General features: G+C 62.3%; 22 protein-coding genes. 7 read left to right on the top strand and 15 right to left on the bottom strand.

Annotation, left to right across the window (positions count from 1 at the left end):
- Window positions 1-17 precede the first annotated feature (17 nt).
- From ACHHRT_RS00695 to cdaA, 6 genes are all read right to left on the bottom strand, one after another.
- Window positions 18-497, bottom strand: a complete 480-nt coding sequence (locus ACHHRT_RS00695; protein WP_395496740.1) for an SH3 domain-containing protein — start codon at window positions 495-497, stop codon at window positions 18-20.
- 102 nt (window positions 498-599) lie between these two features.
- Window positions 600-2,204, bottom strand: coding sequence for an HD domain-containing phosphohydrolase (locus ACHHRT_RS00690; RefSeq protein WP_395496739.1), 1,605 nt, complete (start codon window positions 2,202-2,204; stop codon window positions 600-602).
- 12 nt (window positions 2,205-2,216) lie between these two features.
- A complete protein-coding gene (locus tag ACHHRT_RS00685; RefSeq protein WP_395496738.1) occupies window positions 2,217-2,969 on the bottom strand; it encodes a TlyA family RNA methyltransferase in 753 nt (250 codons plus the stop codon).
- Entirely contained in the window at window positions 2,950-4,302 is a 1,353-nt protein-coding gene (gene glmM / locus ACHHRT_RS00680) for a phosphoglucosamine mutase (protein WP_395496737.1), read from the bottom strand. Before glmM ends, ACHHRT_RS00685 begins: the two co-directional genes overlap by 20 nt.
- Window positions 4,303-4,315: 13 nt before the next feature.
- On the bottom strand, window positions 4,316-5,287 hold the full coding sequence (locus ACHHRT_RS00675; protein ID WP_395496736.1) for a CdaR family protein: 972 nt from the start codon (window positions 5,285-5,287) through the stop codon (window positions 4,316-4,318).
- Window positions 5,263-6,054: a diadenylate cyclase CdaA gene (gene cdaA, locus ACHHRT_RS00670; protein WP_395496735.1), complete on the bottom strand. Its 792-nt coding sequence runs from the start codon at window positions 6,052-6,054 to the stop codon at window positions 5,263-5,265. The genes ACHHRT_RS00675 and cdaA overlap by 25 nt, the downstream gene beginning before the upstream one ends.
- A gap of 356 nt (window positions 6,055-6,410) precedes the next feature.
- On the opposite strand from cdaA, the gene rpsT reads away from it, so the two are divergent.
- From rpsT to ACHHRT_RS00635, 7 genes are all read left to right on the top strand, one after another.
- Window positions 6,411-6,683 carry a 30S ribosomal protein S20 gene (gene rpsT / locus ACHHRT_RS00665; RefSeq protein WP_395496734.1) on the top strand — a complete coding sequence of 91 codons (273 nt, stop codon included), beginning with the start codon at window positions 6,411-6,413 and terminating at the stop codon, window positions 6,681-6,683.
- A gap of 97 nt (window positions 6,684-6,780) precedes the next feature.
- Window positions 6,781-8,310 carry an anthranilate synthase component I gene (gene trpE / locus ACHHRT_RS00660; RefSeq protein WP_395496733.1) on the top strand — a complete coding sequence of 510 codons (1,530 nt, stop codon included), beginning with the start codon at window positions 6,781-6,783 and terminating at the stop codon, window positions 8,308-8,310.
- Window positions 8,307-8,888: an anthranilate synthase component II gene (locus ACHHRT_RS00655; protein ID WP_395496732.1), complete on the top strand. Its 582-nt coding sequence runs from the start codon at window positions 8,307-8,309 to the stop codon at window positions 8,886-8,888. The genes trpE and ACHHRT_RS00655 overlap by 4 nt, the downstream gene beginning before the upstream one ends.
- A gap of 22 nt (window positions 8,889-8,910) precedes the next feature.
- Entirely contained in the window at window positions 8,911-9,960 is a 1,050-nt protein-coding gene (trpD, locus tag ACHHRT_RS00650) for an anthranilate phosphoribosyltransferase (protein WP_395496731.1), read from the top strand.
- Window positions 9,957-10,727, top strand: coding sequence for an indole-3-glycerol phosphate synthase TrpC (gene trpC / locus ACHHRT_RS00645; protein ID WP_395496730.1), 771 nt, complete (start codon window positions 9,957-9,959; stop codon window positions 10,725-10,727). Before trpD ends, trpC begins: the two co-directional genes overlap by 4 nt.
- Before the next feature lie 16 nt (window positions 10,728-10,743).
- Window positions 10,744-11,382: a phosphoribosylanthranilate isomerase gene (locus ACHHRT_RS00640; RefSeq protein WP_395496729.1), complete on the top strand. Its 639-nt coding sequence runs from the start codon at window positions 10,744-10,746 to the stop codon at window positions 11,380-11,382.
- Between the two features lie 214 nt (window positions 11,383-11,596).
- Entirely contained in the window at window positions 11,597-13,036 is a 1,440-nt protein-coding gene (locus tag ACHHRT_RS00635) for a DUF342 domain-containing protein (RefSeq protein WP_395496728.1), read from the top strand.
- Between the two features lie 41 nt (window positions 13,037-13,077).
- Here ACHHRT_RS00635 and ACHHRT_RS00630 read toward each other — a convergent pair whose 3' ends face one another.
- From ACHHRT_RS00630 to ACHHRT_RS00590, 9 genes are all read right to left on the bottom strand, one after another.
- A complete protein-coding gene (locus ACHHRT_RS00630) occupies window positions 13,078-13,377 on the bottom strand; it encodes a hypothetical protein (RefSeq protein ID WP_395496727.1) in 300 nt (99 codons plus the stop codon).
- On the bottom strand, window positions 13,374-14,936 hold the full coding sequence (locus ACHHRT_RS00625; RefSeq protein ID WP_395496726.1) for an eCIS core domain-containing protein: 1,563 nt from the start codon (window positions 14,934-14,936) through the stop codon (window positions 13,374-13,376). Before ACHHRT_RS00625 ends, ACHHRT_RS00630 begins: the two co-directional genes overlap by 4 nt.
- Before the next feature lie 142 nt (window positions 14,937-15,078).
- Window positions 15,079-16,266, bottom strand: a complete 1,188-nt coding sequence (locus ACHHRT_RS00620; RefSeq protein ID WP_395496725.1) for a pyridoxine 5'-phosphate synthase — start codon at window positions 16,264-16,266, stop codon at window positions 15,079-15,081.
- Window positions 16,263-17,222: a PhoH family protein gene (locus ACHHRT_RS00615; protein WP_395496724.1), complete on the bottom strand. Its 960-nt coding sequence runs from the start codon at window positions 17,220-17,222 to the stop codon at window positions 16,263-16,265. The genes ACHHRT_RS00620 and ACHHRT_RS00615 overlap by 4 nt, the downstream gene beginning before the upstream one ends.
- Window positions 17,223-17,264: 42 nt before the next feature.
- Window positions 17,265-18,119: a DsbA family protein gene (locus tag ACHHRT_RS00610; RefSeq protein ID WP_395496723.1), complete on the bottom strand. Its 855-nt coding sequence runs from the start codon at window positions 18,117-18,119 to the stop codon at window positions 17,265-17,267.
- Between the two features lie 260 nt (window positions 18,120-18,379).
- On the bottom strand, window positions 18,380-19,633 hold the full coding sequence (locus tag ACHHRT_RS00605) for a (Fe-S)-binding protein (protein WP_395496722.1): 1,254 nt from the start codon (window positions 19,631-19,633) through the stop codon (window positions 18,380-18,382).
- A 31-nt stretch (window positions 19,634-19,664) separates the two neighbouring features.
- Window positions 19,665-20,772 (bottom strand): peptide chain release factor 2 gene (gene prfB, locus ACHHRT_RS00600; RefSeq protein WP_395496721.1). Its coding sequence is split into 2 segments (ribosomal slippage): window positions 19,665-20,690 and window positions 20,692-20,772, totalling 1,107 coding nucleotides; the frame shifts between segments, so codons are not numbered across the junction.
- Between the two features lie 44 nt (window positions 20,773-20,816).
- Complete coding sequence (lnt, locus tag ACHHRT_RS00595; RefSeq protein WP_395496720.1) at window positions 20,817-22,421, bottom strand: apolipoprotein N-acyltransferase; 1,605 nt, start codon at window positions 22,419-22,421, stop codon at window positions 20,817-20,819.
- Window positions 22,418-23,278 (bottom strand): hemolysin family protein, encoded by an 861-nt coding sequence (locus ACHHRT_RS00590; protein ID WP_395496719.1) that lies wholly within the window; start codon window positions 23,276-23,278, stop codon window positions 22,418-22,420. Before ACHHRT_RS00590 ends, lnt begins: the two co-directional genes overlap by 4 nt.
- Between the last annotated feature and the right edge of the window lie 91 nt (window positions 23,279-23,369).

The raw sequence follows: 23,369 nt of genomic DNA, 5'->3' as shown, positions 1-23,369 counted from the left end.
TGCATTAACAGTGGAGATCAGATGATGTCGGCCGGCCAGAGTAGTTGTTCGCTGATCCAGCCGGTGGTGCCATCGGCATGTTTCACCTTGATCCAGTCGCGCCGCCGTTCAACGGGCTCGAAGATCACCCCGTAACGGACCGTGGCCATCACTTCGTAGTTGGTGCCGGGGCCGGTTCGCATGTTGGCGGTGTTGACCCGGACAATCACTCTTTTGTCATTGCTGAGCAGTGGGGTGAAGATCCAGCCCCGATCACCTTCGAAGTCAACCACCCGGGCCCATTCACCCCGCCGCTCCGTGACCTGGAGGGGGAAGCCGCGGAAAATCTCCCAGAGGATCTCGTGGTCGGTACTGGGGCCGGAGCGGATATTGACCTTCTCCCGCTGGATACTGACATACTCAGCCGCTGCCGCACCGGGCAGGGCGAAGAGCAAGGTGATGGCCATGATGGCCATAATTCCGCGACGAAAGGGGAAAAGAGTGTTGGGAAGGCTCATGGGGATGCTCCTGTTTAGATAAAGCGTCTTGTAAAACCGATAAGTTAGCACCAAGCCAAAGGTAAGTCAACCGCAAGAGCGCGGCCGGGTCGGTAAACTTGGTCAACAGTCCCACTGGGACGGATCCAGCTCCCGGCGGGCATATTCCTGGTAAACTTTGTGTTTCACAAATAAATCAAAGATATCCGGGTCGATGTGTCCCTCATTTTTCATGGCCGTCATGATCCTGAGGGCCCGGCTCACCGGCATCGCTTTTTTGTAGGGCCGGTCACGGGAGGTAAGGGCCTCGAAGATGTCGGCGATGGCGATTATTCTGGCCTGGGGCGGGATATCCCGGGCCTTGAGTCTAAAGGGGTAGCCGCTGCCGTCAAGCTTTTCATGGTGGGCGGCGGCGTATTCCGCCACATGCCGCAGCTTTTTGGGAAAGGGTAACTGTTTGAGCATCTTATAGGTGACCATGGCGTGATTTTCGATGGTCTGGCGTTCCGCGGAGGTCAGATTACCCTTGCGGACCAGAAGATTGTTCAGCTCATCCTCTTTGAGCAGGGGCTCGGGACTGCCGTTGTTGTGCCACGACCGGGCGGCGATTTTTTTCAGGCGGGCAATCTGCTCATCGCCCAGGTATTCACCCGGCAGGTTGCAGTGACTGACAAACTGTTTCTCCTCTTCAAGCTGTTCGGCGCTGCCGTCGGCCTGGGGTGAGGGAGGGGGGGCGGTGGCAACGGTGGATTGCCGGCCGGCCAGTTGGGCCTCCAGTTGGCGGATTCGTTGATCCCGTTTCAGCACCTCGTAGCGGGCTTCAACCAGCTGGATGCGGTCAAAAATGGTCTCCAGTTTGCTGGACTTGTCCATCACATGCTCGGGGGTGACGATCTTGCCGATATCATGCAGCCAGCCGGCCAGGCTTAACTCCCGCATCTGGTCCTCGTTGAGCCTGAACCCGGCAAGGGGGCCCGTATTCTCCTGGTTAATCGCCCTGGCGGTGGCCATGGTCAGTTGCTGTACCCGCCGGATATGACCGGCGGTATAGGGTGACTTTTCATCGATGGCGGTGGCGATGGCCTGGATAAAGGCGTCGAAAAGCAGTTCCAGGTCACGGTAGAGGCGAACATTGGTGATGGCCACCGCCGCCTGGGAGGCCAGCGAGGCCACCAGGTCGACGTTTTCGGCCGGGAATGGAATCGGTCGACCGCTCTCCGGGCTGAGGGCGTTGATCAGCTGCAAAACTCCGATCACCTCCCGCTCCTTGTTGCGCATGGGGATGACCAGCATCGACTGGGAGCGGTAGCCGGTGCCCGCATCGAACTGTTTGGTGCCGGAGAAATCGTAACCTTCCGCCTGGTAAACGTCGGGAATATTGACAATCTTGCCGGTCATGGCCACGGAGGAGGAGACGTTGGCGTGGTTGGGTGCCCCGTCGAGATGCAGAGGGATCGGTGGCCAGGTGATGGGGCCGGCGGCCCCTCCCATCCGGATCTTCATGGTCTGGTTCTGGATGATGGCGAATTCCAGCTGGTCCCGCTCCCCATCAGTCAGATAAAGGGTGCCGGCGTCGGCTCCGGCCAGACTGCGCGCCTCGTCGACGATCTTTTCCAGCAGAACCGGCAGGTTCTTTTCGGAGGAGAGGGCGATGCCGATCTCCGCCAGTCGGGCAAGGTGCTCGTGCAGGCGGGTGTTGCTGCGCTGAGCGCCGGACGCCTGTTCCATCTTTCGCCTCCTTTACCGATGACCCGAAAGTTCGTCGCTGAAGGTGAGATAAGCGAGGAATTCCCGGTTGCCCTTGGGGCCCAGAATGGGGGATGGAACCACCCCCACCCAGTTCAGCTTTAATCCTTGGGCAAACTCCCTGAGCGCGGCAACAACCTCCTGGTGGAGCTCCTGATCCCTTACCACCCCCCCCTTGCCCACCCGGCCCTTGCCCACCTCGAATTGCGGTTTGATCAGAGCGATGATCCCGGCACTCGGCCGCAGCAGGGCCAAGAGTGGAGGCAGCAACAGCTTAAGCGAGATGAAGGAGGCGTCCAGGACCGTCAGGTCCATCGGTTCCGGCAGATCGCCGGGGGTGAGGTGGCGAGCATTGGTGCGTTCCATCACCACCACCCTGGGGTCCTGTCGCAGCTTCCAGGCCAGTTGGCCGTAGCCCACATCCACCGCGTAAACCCGGGCGGCCCCCCGTTGCAGCAGACAATCGGTGAAGCCGCCGGTGGAGGCCCCGATATCAAGGCAGATCAGCCCGGCGGGATCGATGGCGAAATGGTCCAAGGCGCCGGCCAGCTTGAGTCCGCCCCGGCTGACAAAGGGGCAGGGGTTCTCTTTGATCACCAGGGGGGCGTCGCTTGCCACCGCCATGCCCGCCTTGTCCAGCACCTTGTCCCCCGAGCGCACCAGACCGGCGGCGATGATCGCCTGGGCTCGTGGGCGGCTCGGCGCCAGCCCCCGGGCCACCAGCAGTTTATCGAGCCGCTCTTTCATGGATATGGGCGCAAAGTTCGTCGGCCATGGCGTCGATGCGCTGGCGATCGCTCCCTTCAACCATCACCCGGATCAGGGGTTCGGTGCCCGAGGCTCGGATCAGGATGCGGCCGTCGGCGCCCAGGGCCGCTTCCATCTGGGCGACCTGTTGCTTGAGGCCGGGGATGGCGCTGACCGCCACCTTGCGCTCCAGGCGGACATTTTTCAACACCTGGGGGAGGACGGTCATTCTTCCGGCCAGTTCCGAGAGCTTGCGGTTCTCCTTGATCATAACCACCAACAGGCGCAGAGCGGCCAGAATCCCGTCACCGGTGGTGTTGTGGTCGAGGAAGATCAGATGGCCGGACTGCTCGCCCCCGAAATTGTAGCCCTTGGCCCGCATCCGTTCCACCACATAACGGTCACCCACCTGGGTGCGCTCCAGGCGGCCCCCCAGCTGGCGCATGAACAGCTCGAGGCCCAGGTTGCTCATCACCGTGGCGACCAGGGTTTTTTTGCGCAACTTCTTACGGGCCATCAGGTCGGCGGCGCAGATCGCCATCACCTGATCCCCGTTGAGAACCTCCCCATTTTCATCGGCCACGATCAGCCGGTCACCGTCGCCATCCAGGGCGATGCCGATATCGGCGCCCAGCTCCCGGACCTTGCTCGCCATCAGTTCCGGGCAGAGGGCTCCGCACTCCCGGTTGATGTTGGTGCCGTCCGGCTCAATCCCCAGGCAGGTTACCCTGGCCCCCAGCTCGGTGAAAACGGCGGGGGCTACTCCGTAGGTGGCGCCGTGGGCGCAATCCAGGACAATATGAAAATCATCCAGGGTGTACTGGGCGGGGAAGGTGTTCTTCAGGAAAACGATGTAGCGGCCCCGGGCGTCCTCGATCCGGGAGGCCCGGCCGATCTCGTCGGCGGTGGGGCGCAGGGTTGCCATCTTCTGGGAGAAGATCAGCTCTTCGATGGCCAGCTCCTCGGCATCGGGCAGCTTGAAGCCGTCATGGGCAAAAATTTTGATCCCGTTATCCTGAAAAGGGTTGTGGGAGGCGGAGATCACCAGGCCGGCATCGGCCCGCATGCTGGTGGTGATAAAGGCGATGCCGGGGGTGGGCAGGGGGCCGACCAGCAGAATGTCCACCCCCATGGAGCAGATTCCGGCGGCCAAGGCGTTTTCGATCATGTAACCGGAGAGCCGGGTGTCCTTGCCGATCACGATCCGGTGGCGGCGGCGCTGGCGTTTGACCAGAAAGGCGATCCCCCGGCCTACCTGCATGGCGATTTCGGTGGTCATCGGATAGAGGTTGGCTTCACCGCGGATGCCGTCGGTTCCAAAGAGTCTTCTCATCTCTCTCGCTCAATTATTTGGTTTCGGTCACTTTTACGGTGATCTGTTCCGGGTTGATGGCGACCACGCTGATCTTGTCATCGGTGGTGACCAGGGGGGGCAGACGATGGCTGCCGGCCTCCAGTTCGCCCACCTGCAGGGTCAGGACGACCCGCTGGCGAAGGGCCGCCGGGTCGCGATGGAGGCTTAAGGGGGCCAGCAGCCGCAGTTGCAGGGCGCGGGGGCTAAGGGTGTAGCTGAACTGCTCCCGGCGATCGATCAACACCGGCTCCACCTCCCGCAGGGTGAGCTCGCCGGTTTTTTCCTGGATCTCGATCATGGCGTTTACCATTGCCTCTCCCAGCAACTCCAGCAGCTCCTGGTCCAGGAGCAGGGGGGTTTGGCGGATGGTGGTGGAGTTAAGGCCGGAGAGGTCGATGGGGGTGGTGCGCAGCAGATTGATGCGATCAAGCAGGGCCTCCGGGCCATTGATGGTGATGGCGGCCGGTTCCAGTCGCAGGCTGGCCAGTTCAAAGCCCGGGGCCGGCTCCCCCCTGGTTTCCGCCTGGATCGGCAGCATTTTCTCTTTCAATCGGTCGATCACCAGGGTGGTGTGGGCCGGCTGGATTCGTAAGACTTCAATTCCCCGGGGAAAGGGGAGCGATTCCGCTTCGTTGCGGATCGCCATGGTGCCGGGCTTGGCCTCGGCCAGATTGATGGTTCGGGTGATGGGCTGACGCCGCAGTCCATCGATCAGGCCCCGGGGACCGGTGATGGTTACCTCCAGCTGCTGCTTGAACTGGTTGGCGATCACCAGATCACGGGGCAGGTTGACCAACTCCACCGGGACCAGCAGGTGGGTGTCCACCTTGTCCTCTCCCACCACGAAGTACCAGAGGAAGATGGCGAAAAAAAGAGCCAGCAGTCGCAGGACCCAATCCTTGGGCCAGTAGTCGGTGTATTCGACGGTGGCGATTTTCTTTATCTGTTCAACCAGTTTTTCCATATTTTCGGCGAAATATACTCTTTTGGGAGAAAAATGGCATCCAGGCGGCTTTTCAGGCCCTTCTCATCCAGGTCCAGGGTCAGGGCCCCATGCTGGGCCAGGGAAACGTGGCCGGTTTCCTCGGAGATCACCACCACCACGGCATCGGTCTCTTCGGAAATGCCGATGGCGGCCCGGTGGCGGGTGCCCAGGTGTTTGCTGATGTAAGGGTTTTTAGTCAACGGCAGTACACAGCCGGCGGCTACGATCCGCTGGTCCTTGATGATCACGGCCCCATCGTGGAGAGGGGAGTCTTGGAGGAACAACGAGAAGAGGAGCTGGTGGCTGATCAGGGAATCGAGCCGGTGGCCCAGCTCCAAAAAATCCTTGAGTCCGGTCTCCCGTTCAATCACGATCAGCCCTCCGATCCGCTCCCGGGACAGCAGAAAGGCGGCCGTGGTGACCTCGGTCAGAATCTGGGTGGTCTCCTCGCTGGATTTGCCGAAGGGGGTGCGACCGAACTGGGCCAGAGCCCGGCGGATATCTCTTTGAAATATGATGATGATGATCAGGAAGATCGAACTGAGAAAGGTGCTGAGCAGCCAGTAGAGGGTGAGAAATTCCAGCTCCCGGGCGGCGAAATAGATGACGATCAGGACGGCGATGCCGATGAGCATCTGGACGGCCCTGGTGCCCCTGATCAACAGGATTACACGATAAATAAGGTATGCAACGATCAGGATATCGAGAAAGTCTTGCCAGCGCAATGAGGTGAGGATTGTGAGCATCTATCTGTAGAACCGTTGTAATGATGTTGGCTGGGGGCCGATCTGGGCCTGCTTGCGCCGTGGTGTCTGATAAAGTAGCCGATTTTAAGGTGCTCGGGCAAGCATAGTATTTGATTTTGCAGAAAAAAATCATTTTCTTTCGGAGCTGGGCGCATTATGTTGCCGCTGACGGCCGGGCAACCTGCCGGGAAAGATTTTTTTCTCCGGCTTGCCGCTTGACACCGGAGGACAACAACGGTACTATTCCTCCTTTTGCATGGGCCGCCGTGTCTGGTGCCCGTCGGAACGTTCCCCGCTCCGGCCCGAGGCCCGCGGTGGCAGGAAAGAACACTATTTTTTCTTAAGGAGATCTAGCTTTGGCCAATCATAAGTCGGCAATGAAGAGAAATCGGCAGAACGAGGTTCGTCGCGAGCGCAACCGGGCCAACCGTACCCGGCTCAAGACCCTGGTGCGGCGGGTTAACGAGGCGGTGACCGCCAACTCTCCCGAGCAGGCCCGCGAGGCCCTTCAGGCCGCGGTTCCCGGTTTGGATCGGGCGGTGAACAAGGGCACCCTTCATCGCAATACCGCCGCCCGCAAGGTGTCCCGCTTGAGCCGCCGGGTCAATGCCCTGTCGCAAAATGCCTAGTTCCTTCCGGGGTTGAACCCCTTTTTAGTAGCGCTTGCAAGCCATGGCTACCCGTGCGGGTTGACCGTGGCTTTCTTGTTCTTACACAGGAATTCCCATGCCGCGGCCGGACCTGGAACACTTTAAGCAACTTGCCGCCGGGCACACCCTGGTGCCGGTGGCCCGTGAACTGATTGTCGATCTCGACACCCCGTTGACCATCTTCACCAAGGTGGCCGGCGAACAGTCCCATGCCTTCCTCTTTGAAAGCCTGGAGGGGGGGGAGAAGTGGGGCCGTTACTCCTTCATCGGATTCGACCCGCTGCTGATCTTTGAAAGCCGGGGCGAGGAGATCCTGTTGCGGCGCGCCGCTTACGAAGACTCTTCGGGTGGTTTCAGCGAGGAGCGTTTCCGTGGTGATCCCCTGCGGGAGCTGGAGAAGCTTCTTAACCAGCTTAAACCGGCCATGGCCGATTCCTCGCTGCCCCGTTTTTGCGGGGGGGCGGTGGGTTTTCTCGGCTACGACATGGTCCGCTTCATGGAGCGGCTGCCGACGGTTAATCCTCCCCTGGCCGGTTTCCCCGACAGCAGTTTCCTGATCCCCCGGATCGTTCTGGTTTATGACAACCTGCGCCAGCGTTTGACCGCGGTCAACTGGGTGGCGATTACCCCGGAAGCCGATCTCGATCGGCTTTACCAGGGGGCGCTTGCCCGCATCGAGCAGCTGGTGACCGCCCTTGAGCAGCCGGGGCCGGTGGGCCTGCTGGGCGGGGAGGCCGGAGTTGAGGCCCCGGTGCCCGAGTTCAGTGCCAACATGAGCCGGGAGGAGTTTACCGCCATGGTGGAGCGGGCTAAGGAGTATATCCTGGCCGGTGATGTCATCCAGGTGGTGCTGTCCCAGCGTTTTCAAGCCTCAACGGCGGTCCCGCCGCTCAAGCTCTATCGGGCCCTGCGCCATATCAATCCCAGCCCCTATCTCTTCTATCTCAAACTTGGCGATCTGGTCCAGATCGGTTCCTCGCCGGAGATTCTGGTCCGTCTGGAGGGGGATGATATCGAGTTACGTCCCATTGCCGGTACCCGTCCCCGGGGAGGTGATCCGGTGGAAGATCTGGCCCTGGAAAAGGAGTTGCTGGCCGATCCCAAGGAGCGGGCCGAGCACCTGATGCTGGTGGACCTGGGCCGCAACGACGTGGGCCGGGTGGCCCGTTACGGGTCGGTTGAGGTGCGCGACCTGCTGGTGATTGAACGTTACAGCCATGTGATGCATATCGTTTCCGGGGTCCATGGTAAGCTGGCTGCCGGGAAAAACCAGTTTGACGTGGTGCGGGCCTGCTTCCCCGCCGGCACTGTCTCGGGAGCCCCCAAGATCCGGGCCATGGAGATCATCGAAGAGCTGGAACCCCAGCGGCGCGGCCCCTATGCCGGGGCGGTGGGTTATTTCGGCTTCACCGGCAATATGGATCTCTGTATCACCATCCGCACCTTCGTGATGCTGGGGCAACAGCTTTGGGTCCAGGCCGGGGCCGGGATCGTTGCCGATTCGGTGCCGGAGGCGGAGTTTCAGGAGACGATCAACAAGTCCATGGGGCTGCGGCGGGCGTTACAGCTGGCCCAGGCCGGAGAGGGGGGGAAGCTGGCGCCATGATTGTGGTGATCGATAACTACGATTCTTTTACCTATAACATCGTTCAGACCATCGGCGGGATGGGGGCGGAGATGACCATCTTCCGCAACGATGAGGTGGATCTGGCCGCCATCGAGGCCTGTCGGCCCGATCGGCTGCTGATCTCTCCCGGCCCCTGCACTCCGGTCCAGGCGGGGATCTCCATTGCCGCCATCCGGCATTTCAGCGGCAAGCTGCCGATCCTGGGGGTCTGTCTGGGCCATCAGGCCATCGGTGAGGCGTTCGGTGGTAAAATTGTCCGGGCCTCCCGGTTGATGCACGGCAAGACCAGTCCGGTCACCCATGACGGCCGAGGGGTTTTTCGGGGCCTGCCCAACCCCTTCGAGGCGATGCGTTACCACTCCCTGATGGTGGATGAGGCCAGCCTGCCCGCCTGTTTCGAGATCACCGCCCGGACCGACCAGGGCGAACTGATGGGGCTGCGCCACCGGGAGCTGGCGGTGGAGGGGGTGCAGTTTCATCCCGAATCGATCATGACTCCCGCCGGAGTCGCCCTGCTGCGAAATTTCATCGATCCGGCTTATCCCAACCTGGGCTAGGCTGTTTATTTGAGGAGAGCCCATGATTAAGGAAGCGATTGCCAAGGTGGTGAGCGGCCATGATCTCGACGAACCCGGGATGGTGGTGGTGATGAACGAGATCATGGGGGGGGAGGCCACTCCCGCCCAGATCGCCGCCTTTATCACCGCGTTGCGCCTCAAGGGGGAAACGGTGGCCGAGATCACCGGCGCCGCCCGGGTAATGCGGGAGAAGGCCACCCCGGTGACCCCCTTTTCGGCCGCCGAACTGGCGGCCGGCCAGGTCCTGGTCGATACCTGCGGGACCGGCGGCGACTCTTCCGGAACCTTCAATGTCTCCACCACCACCGCTTTCGTGGTGGCCGCCGCCGGCTTGCCGGTGGCCAAGCATGGTAACCGTTCCGTCACCAGCTCCTGCGGCAGCGCCGATGTTTTGGAGGCCCTGGGCGTTGATTTAAACCTGTCGCCTCCAGCGATCAGTCGGGCGATCCGCGAGGTTGGAATCGGCTTTATGTTTGCCCCCGCTCTCCACGGGGCGATGAAACATGCCATCGGCCCCCGGCGGGAGATCGGAATTCGTACCATCTTCAACATCCTGGGGCCGCTGACCAATCCGGCCGGGGCCAACGTCCAGGTGATGGGGGTCTATGACCCCGCGCTGGTGGAGACCCTGGCCACGGTACTGGGTCGTTTGGGTTGTCGCCGGGCCCTGGTGGTCTGCGGCGAGGGCAATGTCGATGAGATCACGGTGACCGGCCCCACCCGGGTTGCTGAATACCGCAACGGCGAGGTGATCTCCTACCTCATCGAGCCGGAAGAACTGGGAATCAGACGGGCCACCATTGGGGAGATAAGCGGGGGCGCCGATGCCGCCGAGTCGGCGGCCCTGGTTCGGGCGATTCTGGCCGGTGAGCCCGGCCCCCGGCTGGATACGGTGCTGCTCAATGCCGCCGCCGTTTTGTTGGCGGCCCAGCGTTGTCCGAACCTGGCAGCCGGGGTCGAGCTGGCCCGCTCCCTGGTGGCCGACGGTACTGCCCTGGGCAAGCTCGAGGCCCTGATCGATTTTTGTCGCCGGACGGGGGCGGTCGCATGATTCTCGATCGGATCGTGGCCCGCAAACGGGAGGAGGTGGCCGAGTTGAGGCGCCGGGGGGTGCGTCCCCCTGCTCAGCCGCCGCCAGGGCCGCGGGGTTTTATGGCCGCCCTCCGGGCCCGACCCGCCGAGGTGGCGATCATCGCCGAGATCAAGAAGGCATCCCCCTCCAAAGGGGTGATCAGGCCCGATTTCAATCCCGTGCTTATTGCCGATGGCTATCTTCGGGGTGGAGCCGCCGCCATTTCGGTCCTCACCGACCGCGATTTTTTCCAGGGTTCGCTGGCTTACCTGGCCCAGGTCCGCGACCGGGTGCCATTGCCGGTTCTGCGCAAGGATTTCCTGATCGACCCCGTGCAGGTGGAGGAGGCCGCCGTTTGCGGAGCCGATGCCATTCTGCTGATCGCCGCCATCCTGGAGGTTTCCCAGTTGCGGGAGTTGCGGGAGCAGGCCGAGGGGCTGGGGATGGATGTCCTGGTGGAGATCCATGATGAGGCCGAGGCGGAGCAGGCCCTAATGGCCGGGGCCCGGCTGATCGGGGTCAATAACCGTGATCTGCGCGATTTTTCCATGGACCTCAACACCACCTTCCGTTTGCGCCGTTTGATTCCGCCGGAGATTCCCCTGGTCAGCGAGTCGGGAATTCGTGATCACACCGATATTATGGCCCTGGCCGAACATGGTATTGGCGCCGCCCTGGTGGGGGAAACCCTGATGCGGGCCGCTGATCCCGCCCAGGCTCTGCTGGCCTTGCGGGGACGGGCGTAACCCCCGGATGATGGCCATGGAAGGGCGAACCAGGATAAAGATCTGCGGGATGACCGAACTGGTCCGGGTGCGGGAGGCGGTGGCCGCCGGGGTGGATGCCCTGGGTTTTATTTTCGCTTCGGCCAGCCCTCGGCGGCTGGAGCCCGAGCAGGCCAGGGGGCTGATCTCCTCCCTGCCCCCCTTTGTTGATGCGGTGGGGGTTTTTGTTAACGAGGAGCTGGGGGTGATCCGGGATATCGTGCAGTATTGCGGTCTGACCATGGTGCAGTTGCATGGCGAGGAGGACCCCTCATTCTGTCGGGCCATGCCGGTTCGGGTCCTGAAGGCGATCCGGGTCGGTGAAGAGAGCCGGGCCGCCGACCTTGCTCCTTTTCGGGGCGTGGTCAGCGGCTTTGTGCTTGACACCTACAGTAAGGATCAGGAGGGTGGCACCGGCCGGACCTTCGACTGGCAGCTGGTCCCGCAACTGGCTCCCCCTGCTCCGGTGGTGCTGGCCGGCGGTCTGACTCCGGACAACGTGAGCGCCGCCATCGGCCAGGTTCGGCCCTTTGCGGTGGATTTCAACTCCGGCCTGGAGACCGCTCCCGGCCGCAAGGAGCCCACCCTCATCCAGCGGGCCGTGGCCGCGGTGCGGCAGGCCGATCTTCTTCCCTGAAAGCTTCTCCTCCCGTGGCTTCCGGCGGCCCTCGGCCCCGGCGCCATTTTTTTCTTATCAACCCCCCTTGATCGACCGATCTTTTTTTTAGCACTGCGTGGTTGCGGGCGATTTCCGTTTGACCACATAAATATTTACATAAGACAGCAGGTTAAGTATCCTCAGAGAGGTATTTATGTAGATTGAACGGTGGAGGAGCTCTGCGGGGGAGAAGATGGCGAGTGAAAAACTGTTCAAAGGAGGGCTGCCCCTCCAGGAGGGGGCCTTTCTCCTTAAGGTTTCCAAGGAGCGGCTGTTGGCGGTGGTGGTTCCGGGGGAGAGCGAAGAGGCCGTTGAACTGAAGCGGGAAGAGCTGCGGCGGGTGATGGAGGAGGAGGGGATCGTCCACGGGGTGTTGCCGGAACCGGCGGTCCGCTCCAGCGGCGGTCTCTGTGTGGCCCAGGGGCTGGCCCCCATCCATGGCGAGGACTCCAAGGTTAAGATGCATGTCAAGCCCGCCGTGGTCCGCTCCCCCAAGGTTAAGGATCCGGAGCGGGATCAGGTTGATTTTCGGGAGCTGGGCAGCATCGTCAATGTCGATAAGGGCAGGCTGCTCCTGGAGATTATCCCCCCCACCCCCGGAACCCCCGGAAAGGATCTGTTCGGCGCCGAGATCCCCCCCAAGCCCGGCAAGGAGCGCAAACTCAAGCGCGGTCCCGGTATCACCCTTTCCAGTAATGAGCGTAAGGTTTTTGCCGATTGCGACGGCAAATTCGTCATGGTCGATGGTCGGCCGGCGGTTTACGAGGAGCATGTGGTCAACGGCGATATCGATATGTCGGTGGGCAATATCGCCTTCGGCGGCAAGCTTCTGGTTGTCCATGGCGAGGTTCCCCCGGGTTTTTCGCTGAAATGCCGGGGTGATATCATGATCGACCGGGGGGTCCACAACAGCCTGGTGATGGCCGGCGGCAAGCTGACGGTGGCGGGCAGTGTGGTGGGGGAGGAGACGGTGCTGCGCGCTAAAGGTGACGTGGAGATCGCCTTCATGGAGAACGGCCCCTGCGTCGAGGCCGGCGGCAATCTGCTGATCCGGGAATCCAGCATCCAGTGCCAGGGGTTGGTGGGGGGCAACTTCTATGCCCGGGGCAAGGGGGTGGTGGTGGGGGGCAAGTATATCGTCGGCGGTTCGGTTTATGTCCGTGAGCTGGGATCGGAGGCCGAAGTGCAAACCAACTTCCATGTCGGGGTGGTGCCCACCCTGCAGGGGCGCAAGCAGAAAGTTGACGAGGATCTGCGCCTCTGGGCCGAACGTCTCAATGAGATTATCAAGAATATCAGCACGCTGGAGAAGATGAAAAAGGAGCAGGGCGGCGGATTTCCCCAGGAGCGGACCACCATGCTCCAGAAGTACAAGCTTGCCATGCCCAAGGCGATGGATCGGGTCAACGCCCTGACCGAGCAGGCCAACGCCCTGGAGGCGGAACTGGAGCAGATGGTGGCCGAGAGTGTCTTTGTTTATGGAACCATCCATCCCGGAGCGGTGATCAGTATCGGCAGCGCCACCCGCTTTGTCACCTCTGAGGAGGAGCAGTCCGTGGTCTATTTTGACCGGGAAAGCCGCCAGATCCTGATTCGCAAAATGAGCGCCGAGGAACAGGCCGCCGGCGCCTGAGATAGAGGGGTGACCATTTTCGGCCCCTCTCAAACCCCTAGTTACTCTTGTGAATCCTCCTCGCTGACTTCTTTCGCGACCCCGGTGAACAACGTATGATCGGTCAGGAATTTGGGACTGAGTTTAAAGCGCAAAACCGCGTTGGGGCGGCGCCAGTAGTCGGCCAAATGCTGATCTTTGTCGTGATGGATCGGCAACCTCCTGCCTAGAAGTTCTTCCGGGGTTAGAATTTCCAATAGGGTCACATCATAGAACCGGCAGCCGCCATGACGAAAACGGCGATGCATCGCATTTTCAGTGAAAACCACAATCCGGGCCCTGATCAAAAGGTCTTTCGTCATGGGCAGATCAGGCGCAGCAATCGAGCCCAGCCGAGGGTCCGGCGCCGGCCGGTATCCCGCAAGGCGACCATGGTGCGGGTGGTTGGGTTATAGAAGTCCGATCCGGTTACGCTGAGGCGGATGGCGGCTTCGTTTACCGTTCCATCCGGATTGCGATAACCCGGCTCCGCCTCCGGCATGTTATGGCGAATCCTGAAATTTTCTTCGTCGATCCGCACCTGGATCTCTTGTTCCAGGTAATCCGGTTCACCACTGATCACATGTCCGCGCTCATGAAACAGGGTGGAGGCCGCTTCATCGGTGGGCAGTCCGGTTCGGATCAGAATTTCCCTGGCCCCCACGCAGCCCATCTCCCGGCCGGTTTCGCAGGTTCCCCCCAAAGAGCCGGTTTCATCTTCTTCTGTCTCAACTCCGGTTGCATTATCCCGCCAGGTTACCATGGTGGTGGTAAACCGATAAATGCCGTAGCCGGCTGCCAGCAGGCTTTGGATGGTGTCTTGGTCTCCACGGCGAGCCAAAAAGGTGACAATGGTGTTGGGGTTCCAGGGCAGGGAGCCCACCAGCATCGTCAGGCCGCTGATACTGAAGGTGTCTCCGATCCAGATATAACGCCAAAATTCGGGGTGGCCCGCCCGTGGAGACTGCATGTTGATGGGGGTAACCAAAGGCCACCATGATCCTTGGCCGGTCAACAGGCGGGCCAGGCCCCATAGTGTATCGCTGTTGCGGTCACTGGTGGCAACCCCTGCCGGCACATCAAGGCGCCATCTTGCGATTCGCGGTGAAACCGGGGAAACCCTGGCGGCGTTTCCGCCACGACGGTCTCCGCCGGTTTGTTGGACCACATGGGTTAACTCGTGGGCCATCAGTTTGGTGTCGTTGGCGCTTTGCCCCCGGCCCAAATAGATATGGTTGCTGTGGGTAAATGCCCGGGCATTGATCTGGCGGGCAGCGTCTTGGGCGGCCTGGTTTTGGTGAACGCGCACCCGGCTTAAGTCCCTGCCCAGCACAGCTTCAGCCTTGTCGCGCACCTGTCCGGGAACTGGCTTGCCATCATTCCCGGAGCGCAGGTAATGGGCCAGCCGCTGGCCGGAAGCAATCGCTGGTTCGTTCCCGGCCTTTCTTTGTACCGTTTCCTCTTCTCCTTCATCTTCCCTCTCTTCAACACAATGGGGGCATAAACGTTGGATTGCCCCCGTTGTAATCGGGCTGGTCTGGATCCTTGCGTCGTAAAACGGTTCCTCCAACTCTTGGCCTGCAGCCGGAATTGTCTTGTCAGGCAGTCGCATGATTGCGTTAGCCACCTGGTCGGCCTCCTGCTCATAGGCGTCATAGGGGTTGCCGATGGTCAGCTTGGGCTGGCAGTATCCGGTTGGGTGGTTGGCAGGGATGAAGGAAAAACCGGCGATGGCGTTTAACAGCGACCTTTGCAGGTACAAAGGGGCATGGGTTGGGCCATCATCGACATGGCGTTTTATCAGGACGTGCTCACGGTGAGCGGAGGAATGTTTGTGGCTGCCACTGCGGCCCGTGGGTTGGCGATAAGCGGAAAGCTGCATGGCTTTCCTCCTTTTGCAGGAGAGGAGAAGCGGGGACGGATAAGTATGGTTGCTTTGTCATAATCAGAGCAAAGCGACCACATTATCAGACGCCACCGCTATGCTTGTCAACGAAAAACAGGTTGTCCCAGGATGGAGTCGGTCAGGAGTGGATAACCGCCAGCATCTCTTTTACCGCCCGTTCCAGGCCCACCATGATCGCCCGGGCCATGATGGCGTGGCCGATACTCAACTCCTCGATGGTGCCCAGGGCGGCGACCCGGCCGGTATTGAGATAGTTGAGGCCGTGGCCGGCGTTGACCTTGAGGCCGGCAGCCAGGGCCTCTTCCGCCGCCGCCGCCACCAGGGCGAACTCCTGGTCCCGATCGGCCTCGGTACTGGCGTCGCAGTAGCGGCCGGTATGGATCTCGACGAAGGTGGCTCCAACCTCGGCCGCCGCCGCGATCTGGGCCGGGTCCGGGTCGATGAAGAGGCTGACCGGGATTCTGGCCCGGTTGAGATCCTCAATTACCTTGGCCAGTTTCTTGCGCTGGCCGGAAACGTTCAGCCCCCCCTCGGTGGTCAGCTCCCGCCGCTTTTCCGGCACCAGGGTAACCATGTCCGGCTTCACCTTGAGGGCCATGGCGATGATCTCCGGGGCGGCGGCCATTTCAAGATTGAGTTTGCTTTTCACGGTCTGGCGAAGGAGGAGCAGATCACGGTCCTGGATATGGCGGCGATCCTCCCGCAGATGGATGACAATCCCCGAGGCCCCGGCCAGTTCACAGATTCCCGCAGCCAAAACCGGGTCAGGTTCATTGATTCCCCTGGCCTGACGGAGGGTTGCCACGTGATCGACATTGACGGCAAGCTGGATCATCCTGCTTCTCCTTTCTGCGCTGGTCAGTTGCCCCAGCAGTTGTTGTTCGGCGGCCTCCATGGCCGCGGCGTCCCGTTCCGAGCGTTCATGGTCGTGGCCCAGCAGGTGAAGCAGGCCATGGATCAGCAGCCAGGCCAGGCGGCGCTCGAAGGTGATCCCCTGGGTCGCCGCCTCCCGGGCGGCGGTGGGCAGGGAGATCACCACATCTCCCAGCAGATCGGGGCCGCTGTCAACCCCGGCAGCCGGGCCCGGCTCCCCGGTCTGTTGGGGGAAGGCCAGCACATTGGTGGGCCGGTCCTTGTTCCGGTATTGGGCGTTGAGTCGCCGCATCCGGTCGTCATCCACCAGCAGGACGCTCAATTCGGCCCGGAGTCGTCGACAGAGGCCCAGGAGCAGCTCGGCCCGGCTTTGCAGCCGCGCCAACTCCCGGGAGCTGATCTCCCCTCCCTGATGGGTGAGCAGGACCGTCATTTTCGGCGCCGCTCCTGCTTAGCGTAGGCCAGGATAATCTTCTGCACCAGGGGGTGGCGGACCACATCGACCTCGCTGAAGTCGCAGAAAGCGATGCCTCCGATCTTGCCCAGCAAGCGCCGGGCTTCCACCAGGCCCGATCTCTTCTCCGGCGGCAGATCAACCTGGGTGATATCGCCGGTGATCACCGCCTTGGAGTTGAAGCCCAGGCGGGTCAGAAACATCTTCATCTGTTCCGAGGTGGTGTTCTGGGCCTCATCGAGGATCACAAAGGCGTTGTTCAGGGTGCGCCCCCGCATGAAAGCCAGGGGGGCAATCTCGATCACTCCCTCTTCCAACAGCTCCGAGGCCCGGCTGGAACCCAGCATATCCTGGAGGGCGTCCTGCAGGGGACGGAGATAGGGGTTGACCTTCTGGGCCAGATCGCCGGGCAGAAACCCCAGTCGTTCACCGGCTTCCACCGCCGGCCGGGCCAGGATGATCGACTTGACCTGGCGGGCGGCATAGGCCGCCGCCGCCATGGCCACCGCCAGATAGGTCTTGCCGGTCCCGGCCGGGCCAATGCCGAAGACTATGTCGTGCCGGCGGATGGCATCGATATAGTGCTTCTGGTTGATACTTTTGGGCGAAACCACCTTGTGCTCGGCGGTGATATAGACCTTGTCCAGGAAGATATCCTTGAGCACCGCCTTGGGTGAGGATTCCAGCACCCGCATGGCATAGGCCACGTCGGGGGGGTAGAGGGGGTAGCCGGCCCGGATCAGCTCATAGAGCTTGTGCAGGGCCGAGGCGGCCAAGGCCACCTCGTGTTCCCGGCCGCTGAGGGCAAGGGTGGCGCCTCGGACCTGGATCGCCACCCCGCCGCTCTCCTCGATGATCTTCAGGTTGCGGTTGAGATCGCCGTAGAGGAGCAGGGCGAGGTGATTGTCGGCAAAAGTGATCTCTTCTCTGATCAAGCTGGGCGGCTCCCGAGCTGAATGGTGGCTGTTTCCGGGAGGTTAGCGGCCCAGGATCTCGTCGATCATCTGTTGAATTCCTTCCGGGGTACGTTGGGATACCGGTCGGCCGTTGACGAAGAGGGCCGGGGTGCCGCGCACTCCGGCCTGCTGGCCGTCGGCGATCTCCTTTTCCAGGCGGCGGGCCATCTCCGGGCTGTTGATATCGCGGTCGAAGCGGGCCATGTCCAGCTGCAGCTCCTGGGCCATGGCCCGGATTTTTGCCGGACTCAACTCCTTCTGGGCCGCGAAGATCCGGTCGTGCATCTCCCAGAATTTACCCTGGTTCTGGGCGGCCATGGCGGCCACCGCCGCCGGGCGGGCCAGCTGGTGGGAGGGTAGGGGGAAATGTTTGAAGACCACCTTCACCTGGTCGGGGTTGCGCCGCATCACCTCTTCGATCAGGGGTTTGACCCGGGCGCAGAAGGGGCACTGGAAGTCGCTGAATTCGACGATGGTGATCGGGGCATCGGCGGGTCCGAGGAATGGGGCGCCGTCAATGTCGATCTTCACCGCGAACTGGAGGGAGAGCTCCCTGACCTGGCTGCCTTCGGCCACCAGCAATCTTTCGGGAATTCCGGCGGCCTGCAGGCCCACGGCCCTGATCCGCTCCACATTCTTGCCCACCGCAATGGTCCCGGCCAGGTTGCCCTCCCCGTCGTAAACCCGGACCATTCCATCCTTGGTTAGCAGGTAGATCCGGCTACCGTCCAGGGATGAGGCCAGATCGATGATTTTCTCCGGCGAAGTGATGGTCTGCTCCAGCTCCCAGGAAACCTGGGCGACTGCCGGCTGGAGAGGGGCGGTCAGGGCACAGATGGTGAGCAGCAATGCTACGAAAAAACGACGAAATGGCATGGGGGTCTCCTTTGCGGGGTTATTTTCTTTTTTCGCGGCGAGGAGTGAAAATAAGGCGCCATTATATAGGTTGGGGCGAAATGCGCAAGGGCTGAGACGGCTCCTTTAGCAGTCCGTTGAAAAAGCCATCCCTGGCTTTTTCAACTAACGGTTGGCCAAAGATGGCTTTGGCCAACCTCACGAATTCATTGCCACTTTCAGTGCCAATGAATTCGGCGGCCCATCCATGGGCCGCTAACAGCCCGTTTTTCAACGGGCTGTTAGCTCCCGGCGGAGGAGGTCAGCCGGTCGAGCAGGATCGCCAGATGGAGAACCCGGGCCGGGATCAGCTGTTGGGTGGCCGCCTTTTGCCAGTGGAGCAGGCAGCCGGTGCAGGTGCTGGTGACGATTTCGGCTCCGCTTTGCCGGCATTCGGCGGCCAGTTCCGCCAGGATGGCGGCGGCGTCGGTGGGGTGGGCCAGATTGAAAAGGCCGCCATGGCCGCAGCAACGGGGCCCCCGGGGCAGTTCCACCAGTTCGGTTTGCGGCAAGGCGCTCAACAGCTTGCGGGGGGGCTTGGTGATCGGCAGCATGAAGCGCAGGTGGCAGGGGTCGTGGTAGAGAATTTTCAACCGTGGTCCGGGTTCTGGCCCTGGTCCTGGGGTCGGGGGCAGGGGCTGGTCGGAGGTGGTCTCCTGGAGGAACAGGGAAAATTCCTTGATTCGACCAGCAAATTCCTCTGCCCTGGGGCGCCACTGCTCGTCGTCGGCCAGCAGTTGGGGATAGTGGCTCAGGTGGGCGGCGCAGGAGGCGCAGGAGACCACGATGGAGGCGGGGCCGGGATGGGCCGCGATATTGCGCCGGGCCAACCCTCTGGCCTGATCCAGGCGGCCGGCGCCATAAGCCGCCAGGCCGCAGCAACCCCAGCCGGCGGCCCGCTGGGGAGCTTCAACTCCGGCCTTGCCCAGCAAGGATTGGACCGCGTGGCCGATGGCGGGGGCGAGATAAGTCCCGTAGCAACCGGCAAAGAGGTAGGGGGTGGTGGTTGGCGGCGCCGTAGCCGGTTTCGGAGGCTTCTCCGCTTCGGCCGGCAGTTGCGGGGGCAGGCCCAGGCGCAGATTAAGCCCGGAATCGGCGGGGATTGGGGCCGGGTTGAACCGCCGGGCCAGCGGGGCCAGCAGCTCCAGCAGCCGGGGCCTGGCCAGCAGATCGCCAACGAGATGGCGCTTCAGCGCCTGCTCGCCGGCCCGGCGGTTTAATTCGGCCCGGGCGGCGGCCAGTTGGGCGGCCACCGGAATTTTACGGCTGCACACGGCACTGCAGGCTCCACAGAGCAGGCAGCGGGAAAGGATCTCGGCGTAGGCAGCCGAGGCGGCGGCCGGGTCAAGCTTCTCCAGTAGGTGCAGTTTGCCCCGGCCGGTGTGGTATTCCCGGCCGGTGACCCGATAAACCGGGCAGACGGTGGAACAGGCCCCGCATTTGGCGCAGGTTGGTGTTTCGCCGGGTTTGGCCGCCGGCTGGGATCGCTTTTTCATCGGTCGCCGGGGCCTCTTACGGAGCCGGCCTTTAATGCTGCCAAAGCAGGTAGGACTTGATCAGGGGGTCCAGGTTGCCATCGAGGACGCTGTCCACGTTGCCGGTTTCGTGGTTGGTGCGGTGGTCCTTGACCAGCCGGTAGGGCTGCATCACGTAGGAGCGGATCTGGCTGCCCCAGGCGATCTCCTTCTTGTCGCCATGGAGATGCTGCTGCTCCTCCCGGCGGTTGGCTTGTTCCCGTTCATAGAGCTGGGCCTTGAGCATCTTCATGGCGGTGTCCTTGTTACGGTGCTGGCTGCGCTCATTCTGGCACTGGACCACGATGCCGCTGGGCAGATGGGTGATCCGGATGGCCGAGCTGGTCTTGTTGACGTGCTGGCCGCCGGCCCCGCTGGCCCGGTAGGTGTCGATCCGCAGATCCTTGTCGTTGATCTCCACCTCGATATCGTCGTCCAGTTCCGGGAAGATGAATACCGAGGCAAACGAGGTGTGCCGCCGCCCGCCGGCATCGAAGGGGGAGATCCGCACCATGCGGTGGATCCCCATCTCCGAGCGCAGGTAGCCATAGGCCCAGCGGCCCTTGACCATCACGGTAACGCTTTTGATCCCGGCCTCATCCCCGGGCAGAATATCGACGATCTCGGTGGCAAAACGTTTCTGTTCGGTCCAGCGCAGGTACATCCGCAGGAGGATCTCCACCCAGTCCTGGGCCTCGGTGCCGCCGGCCCCGGCGTGGATGGTGAGGATGGCGTTGTTCAAGTCATGTTCGCCGTTGAACATGCACTCCAGTTCCAGGCCCTCGATCCGCTCATCCAGTTTGGCCAGGCTGCGGGCCACCTCCCGTTCCACCTCGCGGTCACCCTCGGCGACGGCCAGCTCAAGCAGCAGATCGGCCTCTTCCCGGGCGCTGTTTACCTCGTTGAAGGCGTCGACGATATTTTGCAGGGCCCCCTGCTCCTTCTGGACGACGGCGGCCTGGTCGGGGTTGTTCCAGAAGTCGGGGGCGGCACTGCGATGTTCCAGCTCCTGGATACGGAGCAGCTTGTTGTCCAGGTCAAAGATGGCTCCGCAGGGTAAGGAGGCGGGCCTTGAGATTGGCTGATTTTTCCCTCAGTTCGGCGGCGTTGCTGATACTCATTGCGGTTTCCTTTGCGGCAGTTAGGGGGCAGGGGTAACGGCCCCTTAAGGGCGATATCTTAAAGGAATCATTCTAACATAAACCCGCCTGATGATGCCAGCAATAAGCAGCAGCAGGCACCCGGGCGCGAAGAGATGGCCGCCGTCGGTGAAGAGGCTGGTCTGGCCGGAATGGGCCGGCAGGGGCAGCAGGGCGCTGCGCTGGTCGGCGACAAACAGGCCGGTGGCCTGGCGGATTCGGCCGTCGGGTCCCACCAGGGCGCTGATGCCGGTGTTGGCGGCCCGGGCCAGGGAGCGGCGGTTTTCCACGCTCCGCAGCACCGCCATGGAGAGATGCTGGTGGGGAGCATTGGTGGGGCCGAACCAGGCGTCGTTGGTGATGTTGATCAGCAGGTCGGCGCCGCCGGCGGTCATCTGCCGGGCCAGGCGGGGAAAGATCGCCTCATAGCAGATCAGCACCCCCAGTCGGCGCTGATTACAGTTGAGCAGGGTCGGGCCGGGGCCGGGGGTGAAGTCGCCCAAGGTCTCGACAATGGGGGCGAAGAAGGGGAGCAGGCGGCGCAGGGGAATATATTCGCCAAAGGGTACCAGGTGCTGCTTATGGTAGATTCCGGCCAGGGGGTCCGTCTCCTGGCCGGGCTTGACCGGGGCGAGCAGCAGGGCGCTGTTGAAATAACGGGTAATCCCGGCGGCATCCCGTTCCCGGTGGGGCGCCCCCACCAGCAGGCAGCTCTCCTGGGCGGCGGCGAAGCTTTCCACCCGCTGAAAAAGCTCGTGTTCCAAGGGAAAGAAAGGAAGGGCGGTCTCCGGCCAGACGATCAGTTCCGGCCGGGCGGCCAGGGCCTGCCGGCTTAACTCCAGATAGCGCTCCACGGTGGTGGCCTGGTGGTCGTAATCCCATTTGTCATCCTGGGCGATGTTGCTCTGGACGACACTGACCATGGTGGTGGTCGGAGTGTCTTGCTCCAACTGGGCCAGCCGCCAGGAGCCGTAAAGCACCAGGGCCACGGGCAGCAGCAGGGCGGGCAGCAGGGGCAGCGGGAAACCTTGGTGGCGCCGGGTGCGGCTGAGCAGCAGGGCCAGCTGGGTGTTGACCAGGACGATGACGAAGCTGATCCCGTAATGGCCGGCCAGATCGGCGGCCTGGATCAGCAGGGGGAACCGGTACTGGCTGTAGGCAAGATCCTGCCAGGGAAAGCCGGTGAAGAGCCGGGAGCGCAGCAGATCCAGGCCCACCCAGATCACCGGCACCGCCCAGGGCATGACCAGCAGGGCCAGCCGATCCCCTCGGCCCCGGTCGGGGGGGGCGCCCCAGGGGGTGAGCAGGGGCAGCAGGGCGGTCAGCAGGGCAAGATAGAGACTCATGTAGAGGGCCAGCAGGACCAGGGCCAGGGCCGCCACCGGCATGGCCACGCCGCCGTGTTCCCCCAGCACCACCATGATCCAGCGCAGGAGGGGGAGATGGTAGATCAGTCCGGCCAGCAGGCCCAGCAGGGCACAGTGGCGCCAGGAGGCGAGGCCGCGGGTTGCCAGCAGCAGCGGAACCAGGGCCAGCCAGGCGATCAGGCCGTGGCCGCCGGAGCCCGGCGAGGAGAGATAGAGCAACAGGCCGCTGGCGGCGGCCAGGGCCAACCGATACACGCCGCTCACTCTTTCTGCTGAATTTTAACGGTGATCACCCGGCGTTGATCGGCGGCCAGGACCTCGAAGACCAGGGAGTCGATATTGAGGGTGGTGCCGGCCCCCGGCACCCGGTCGAGGTGGTGCAGGATCAGCCCCCCCACCGACTCGTAGGGGCCCTCGGGCAGTTCGGTGCCGAAAAACTCCTCCACCTCCTCGATATCGACCTTGGCGTCGGCCAGCACGGTGCGGGAATCCACCACCTTCCAGCGCCGGGTGGTCCGGTCATGTTCGTCGCTGATGTCACCGACAATCTCCTCGACGATATCCTCCAGGGTGATCAGACCCCTGACGCCACCAAACTCGTCGGTGACCACCGCCAGGTGGGTTTTGTTCTCTTTGAAATATTTGAGCAGTTTGATGATCTTGCGTTTTTCCTGGACAAACTCAACGGGCTTGGCCAGGATGCCGGCGGTGGGCTGCTGGTCGCCCTGCAGGCAGTAGGGCAGGATATCCTTGGCGTGGATCAGGCCGATCACCTGGTCGGGATTGTCCTGGTAGATAGGAATCCGGCTGAAACCCTTGTCGATGATCAAGCGGATCAGGTCGGGCAGTGGGCTGCCGGCTTCGGCCATCACCATCTCGGCGCGGGGGGTCATGATCTCGTAGGCCAGGGTATCTTTCAACTCCATGATCCCGGCGATCATCTCCCCCTCCTCGGGGGTGATCAGGCCATGCTCCTCCCCTTCGTCAAGGATCTCCTGGATCTCCTGTTCAATCTCTTCGGCGGAATCGGGGGTTCTGTTGATCCCCAGCAGGTTCAGCAGGCGGCGGAAGAGGGATTCTTCCGCCTTGGGCGATGGGGGCTGATCGGATGAGTTTGGCATCTTGGTTATGGGCAGTGGCTGGTTTGCGCTGACGAGTGATTTGGATTTGAATTATCCCGCTATATATCGTCTTTTCTTCGGCTCGGCAAGA

Source organism: Desulfurivibrio modestus (genome assembly GCF_044068625.1).
Lineage (GTDB): Bacteria > Desulfobacterota > Desulfobulbia > Desulfobulbales > Desulfurivibrionaceae > Desulfurivibrio.
Note: the sequence above shows the minus strand (reverse complement) of the source record. Positions and strands in the feature narration are given on the sequence as shown.

Excerpts from the sequence above, each read along its gene's own strand:
- ACHHRT_RS00695 (WP_395496740.1), bottom strand. The coding sequence starts at position 497 with ATGAGCCTTCCCAACACTCTTTTCCCCTTTCGTCGCGGAATTATGGCC.
- ACHHRT_RS00690 (WP_395496739.1), bottom strand. The coding sequence starts at position 2,204 with ATGGAACAGGCGTCCGGCGCTCAGCGCAGCAACACCCGCCTGCACGAG.
- ACHHRT_RS00685 (WP_395496738.1), bottom strand. The coding sequence starts at position 2,969 with ATGAAAGAGCGGCTCGATAAACTGCTGGTGGCCCGGGGGCTGGCGCCG.
- glmM (WP_395496737.1), bottom strand. The coding sequence starts at position 4,302 with ATGAGAAGACTCTTTGGAACCGACGGCATCCGCGGTGAAGCCAACCTC.
- ACHHRT_RS00675 (WP_395496736.1), bottom strand. The coding sequence starts at position 5,287 with ATGGAAAAACTGGTTGAACAGATAAAGAAAATCGCCACCGTCGAATAC.
- cdaA (WP_395496735.1), bottom strand. The coding sequence starts at position 6,054 with ATGCTCACAATCCTCACCTCATTGCGCTGGCAAGACTTTCTCGATATC.
- trpE (WP_395496733.1), top strand. The coding sequence starts at position 6,781 with ATGCCGCGGCCGGACCTGGAACACTTTAAGCAACTTGCCGCCGGGCAC.
- ACHHRT_RS00655 (WP_395496732.1), top strand. The coding sequence starts at position 8,307 with ATGATTGTGGTGATCGATAACTACGATTCTTTTACCTATAACATCGTT.
- trpD (WP_395496731.1), top strand. The coding sequence starts at position 8,911 with ATGATTAAGGAAGCGATTGCCAAGGTGGTGAGCGGCCATGATCTCGAC.
- trpC (WP_395496730.1), top strand. The coding sequence starts at position 9,957 with ATGATTCTCGATCGGATCGTGGCCCGCAAACGGGAGGAGGTGGCCGAG.
- ACHHRT_RS00640 (WP_395496729.1), top strand. The coding sequence starts at position 10,744 with ATGGAAGGGCGAACCAGGATAAAGATCTGCGGGATGACCGAACTGGTC.
- ACHHRT_RS00635 (WP_395496728.1), top strand. The coding sequence starts at position 11,597 with ATGGCGAGTGAAAAACTGTTCAAAGGAGGGCTGCCCCTCCAGGAGGGG.
- ACHHRT_RS00630 (WP_395496727.1), bottom strand. The coding sequence starts at position 13,377 with ATGACGAAAGACCTTTTGATCAGGGCCCGGATTGTGGTTTTCACTGAA.
- ACHHRT_RS00625 (WP_395496726.1), bottom strand. The coding sequence starts at position 14,936 with ATGCAGCTTTCCGCTTATCGCCAACCCACGGGCCGCAGTGGCAGCCAC.
- ACHHRT_RS00620 (WP_395496725.1), bottom strand. The coding sequence starts at position 16,266 with ATGACGGTCCTGCTCACCCATCAGGGAGGGGAGATCAGCTCCCGGGAG.
- ACHHRT_RS00610 (WP_395496723.1), bottom strand. The coding sequence starts at position 18,119 with ATGCCATTTCGTCGTTTTTTCGTAGCATTGCTGCTCACCATCTGTGCC.
- ACHHRT_RS00605 (WP_395496722.1), bottom strand. The coding sequence starts at position 19,633 with ATGAAAAAGCGATCCCAGCCGGCGGCCAAACCCGGCGAAACACCAACC.
- ACHHRT_RS00590 (WP_395496719.1), bottom strand. The coding sequence starts at position 23,278 with ATGCCAAACTCATCCGATCAGCCCCCATCGCCCAAGGCGGAAGAATCC.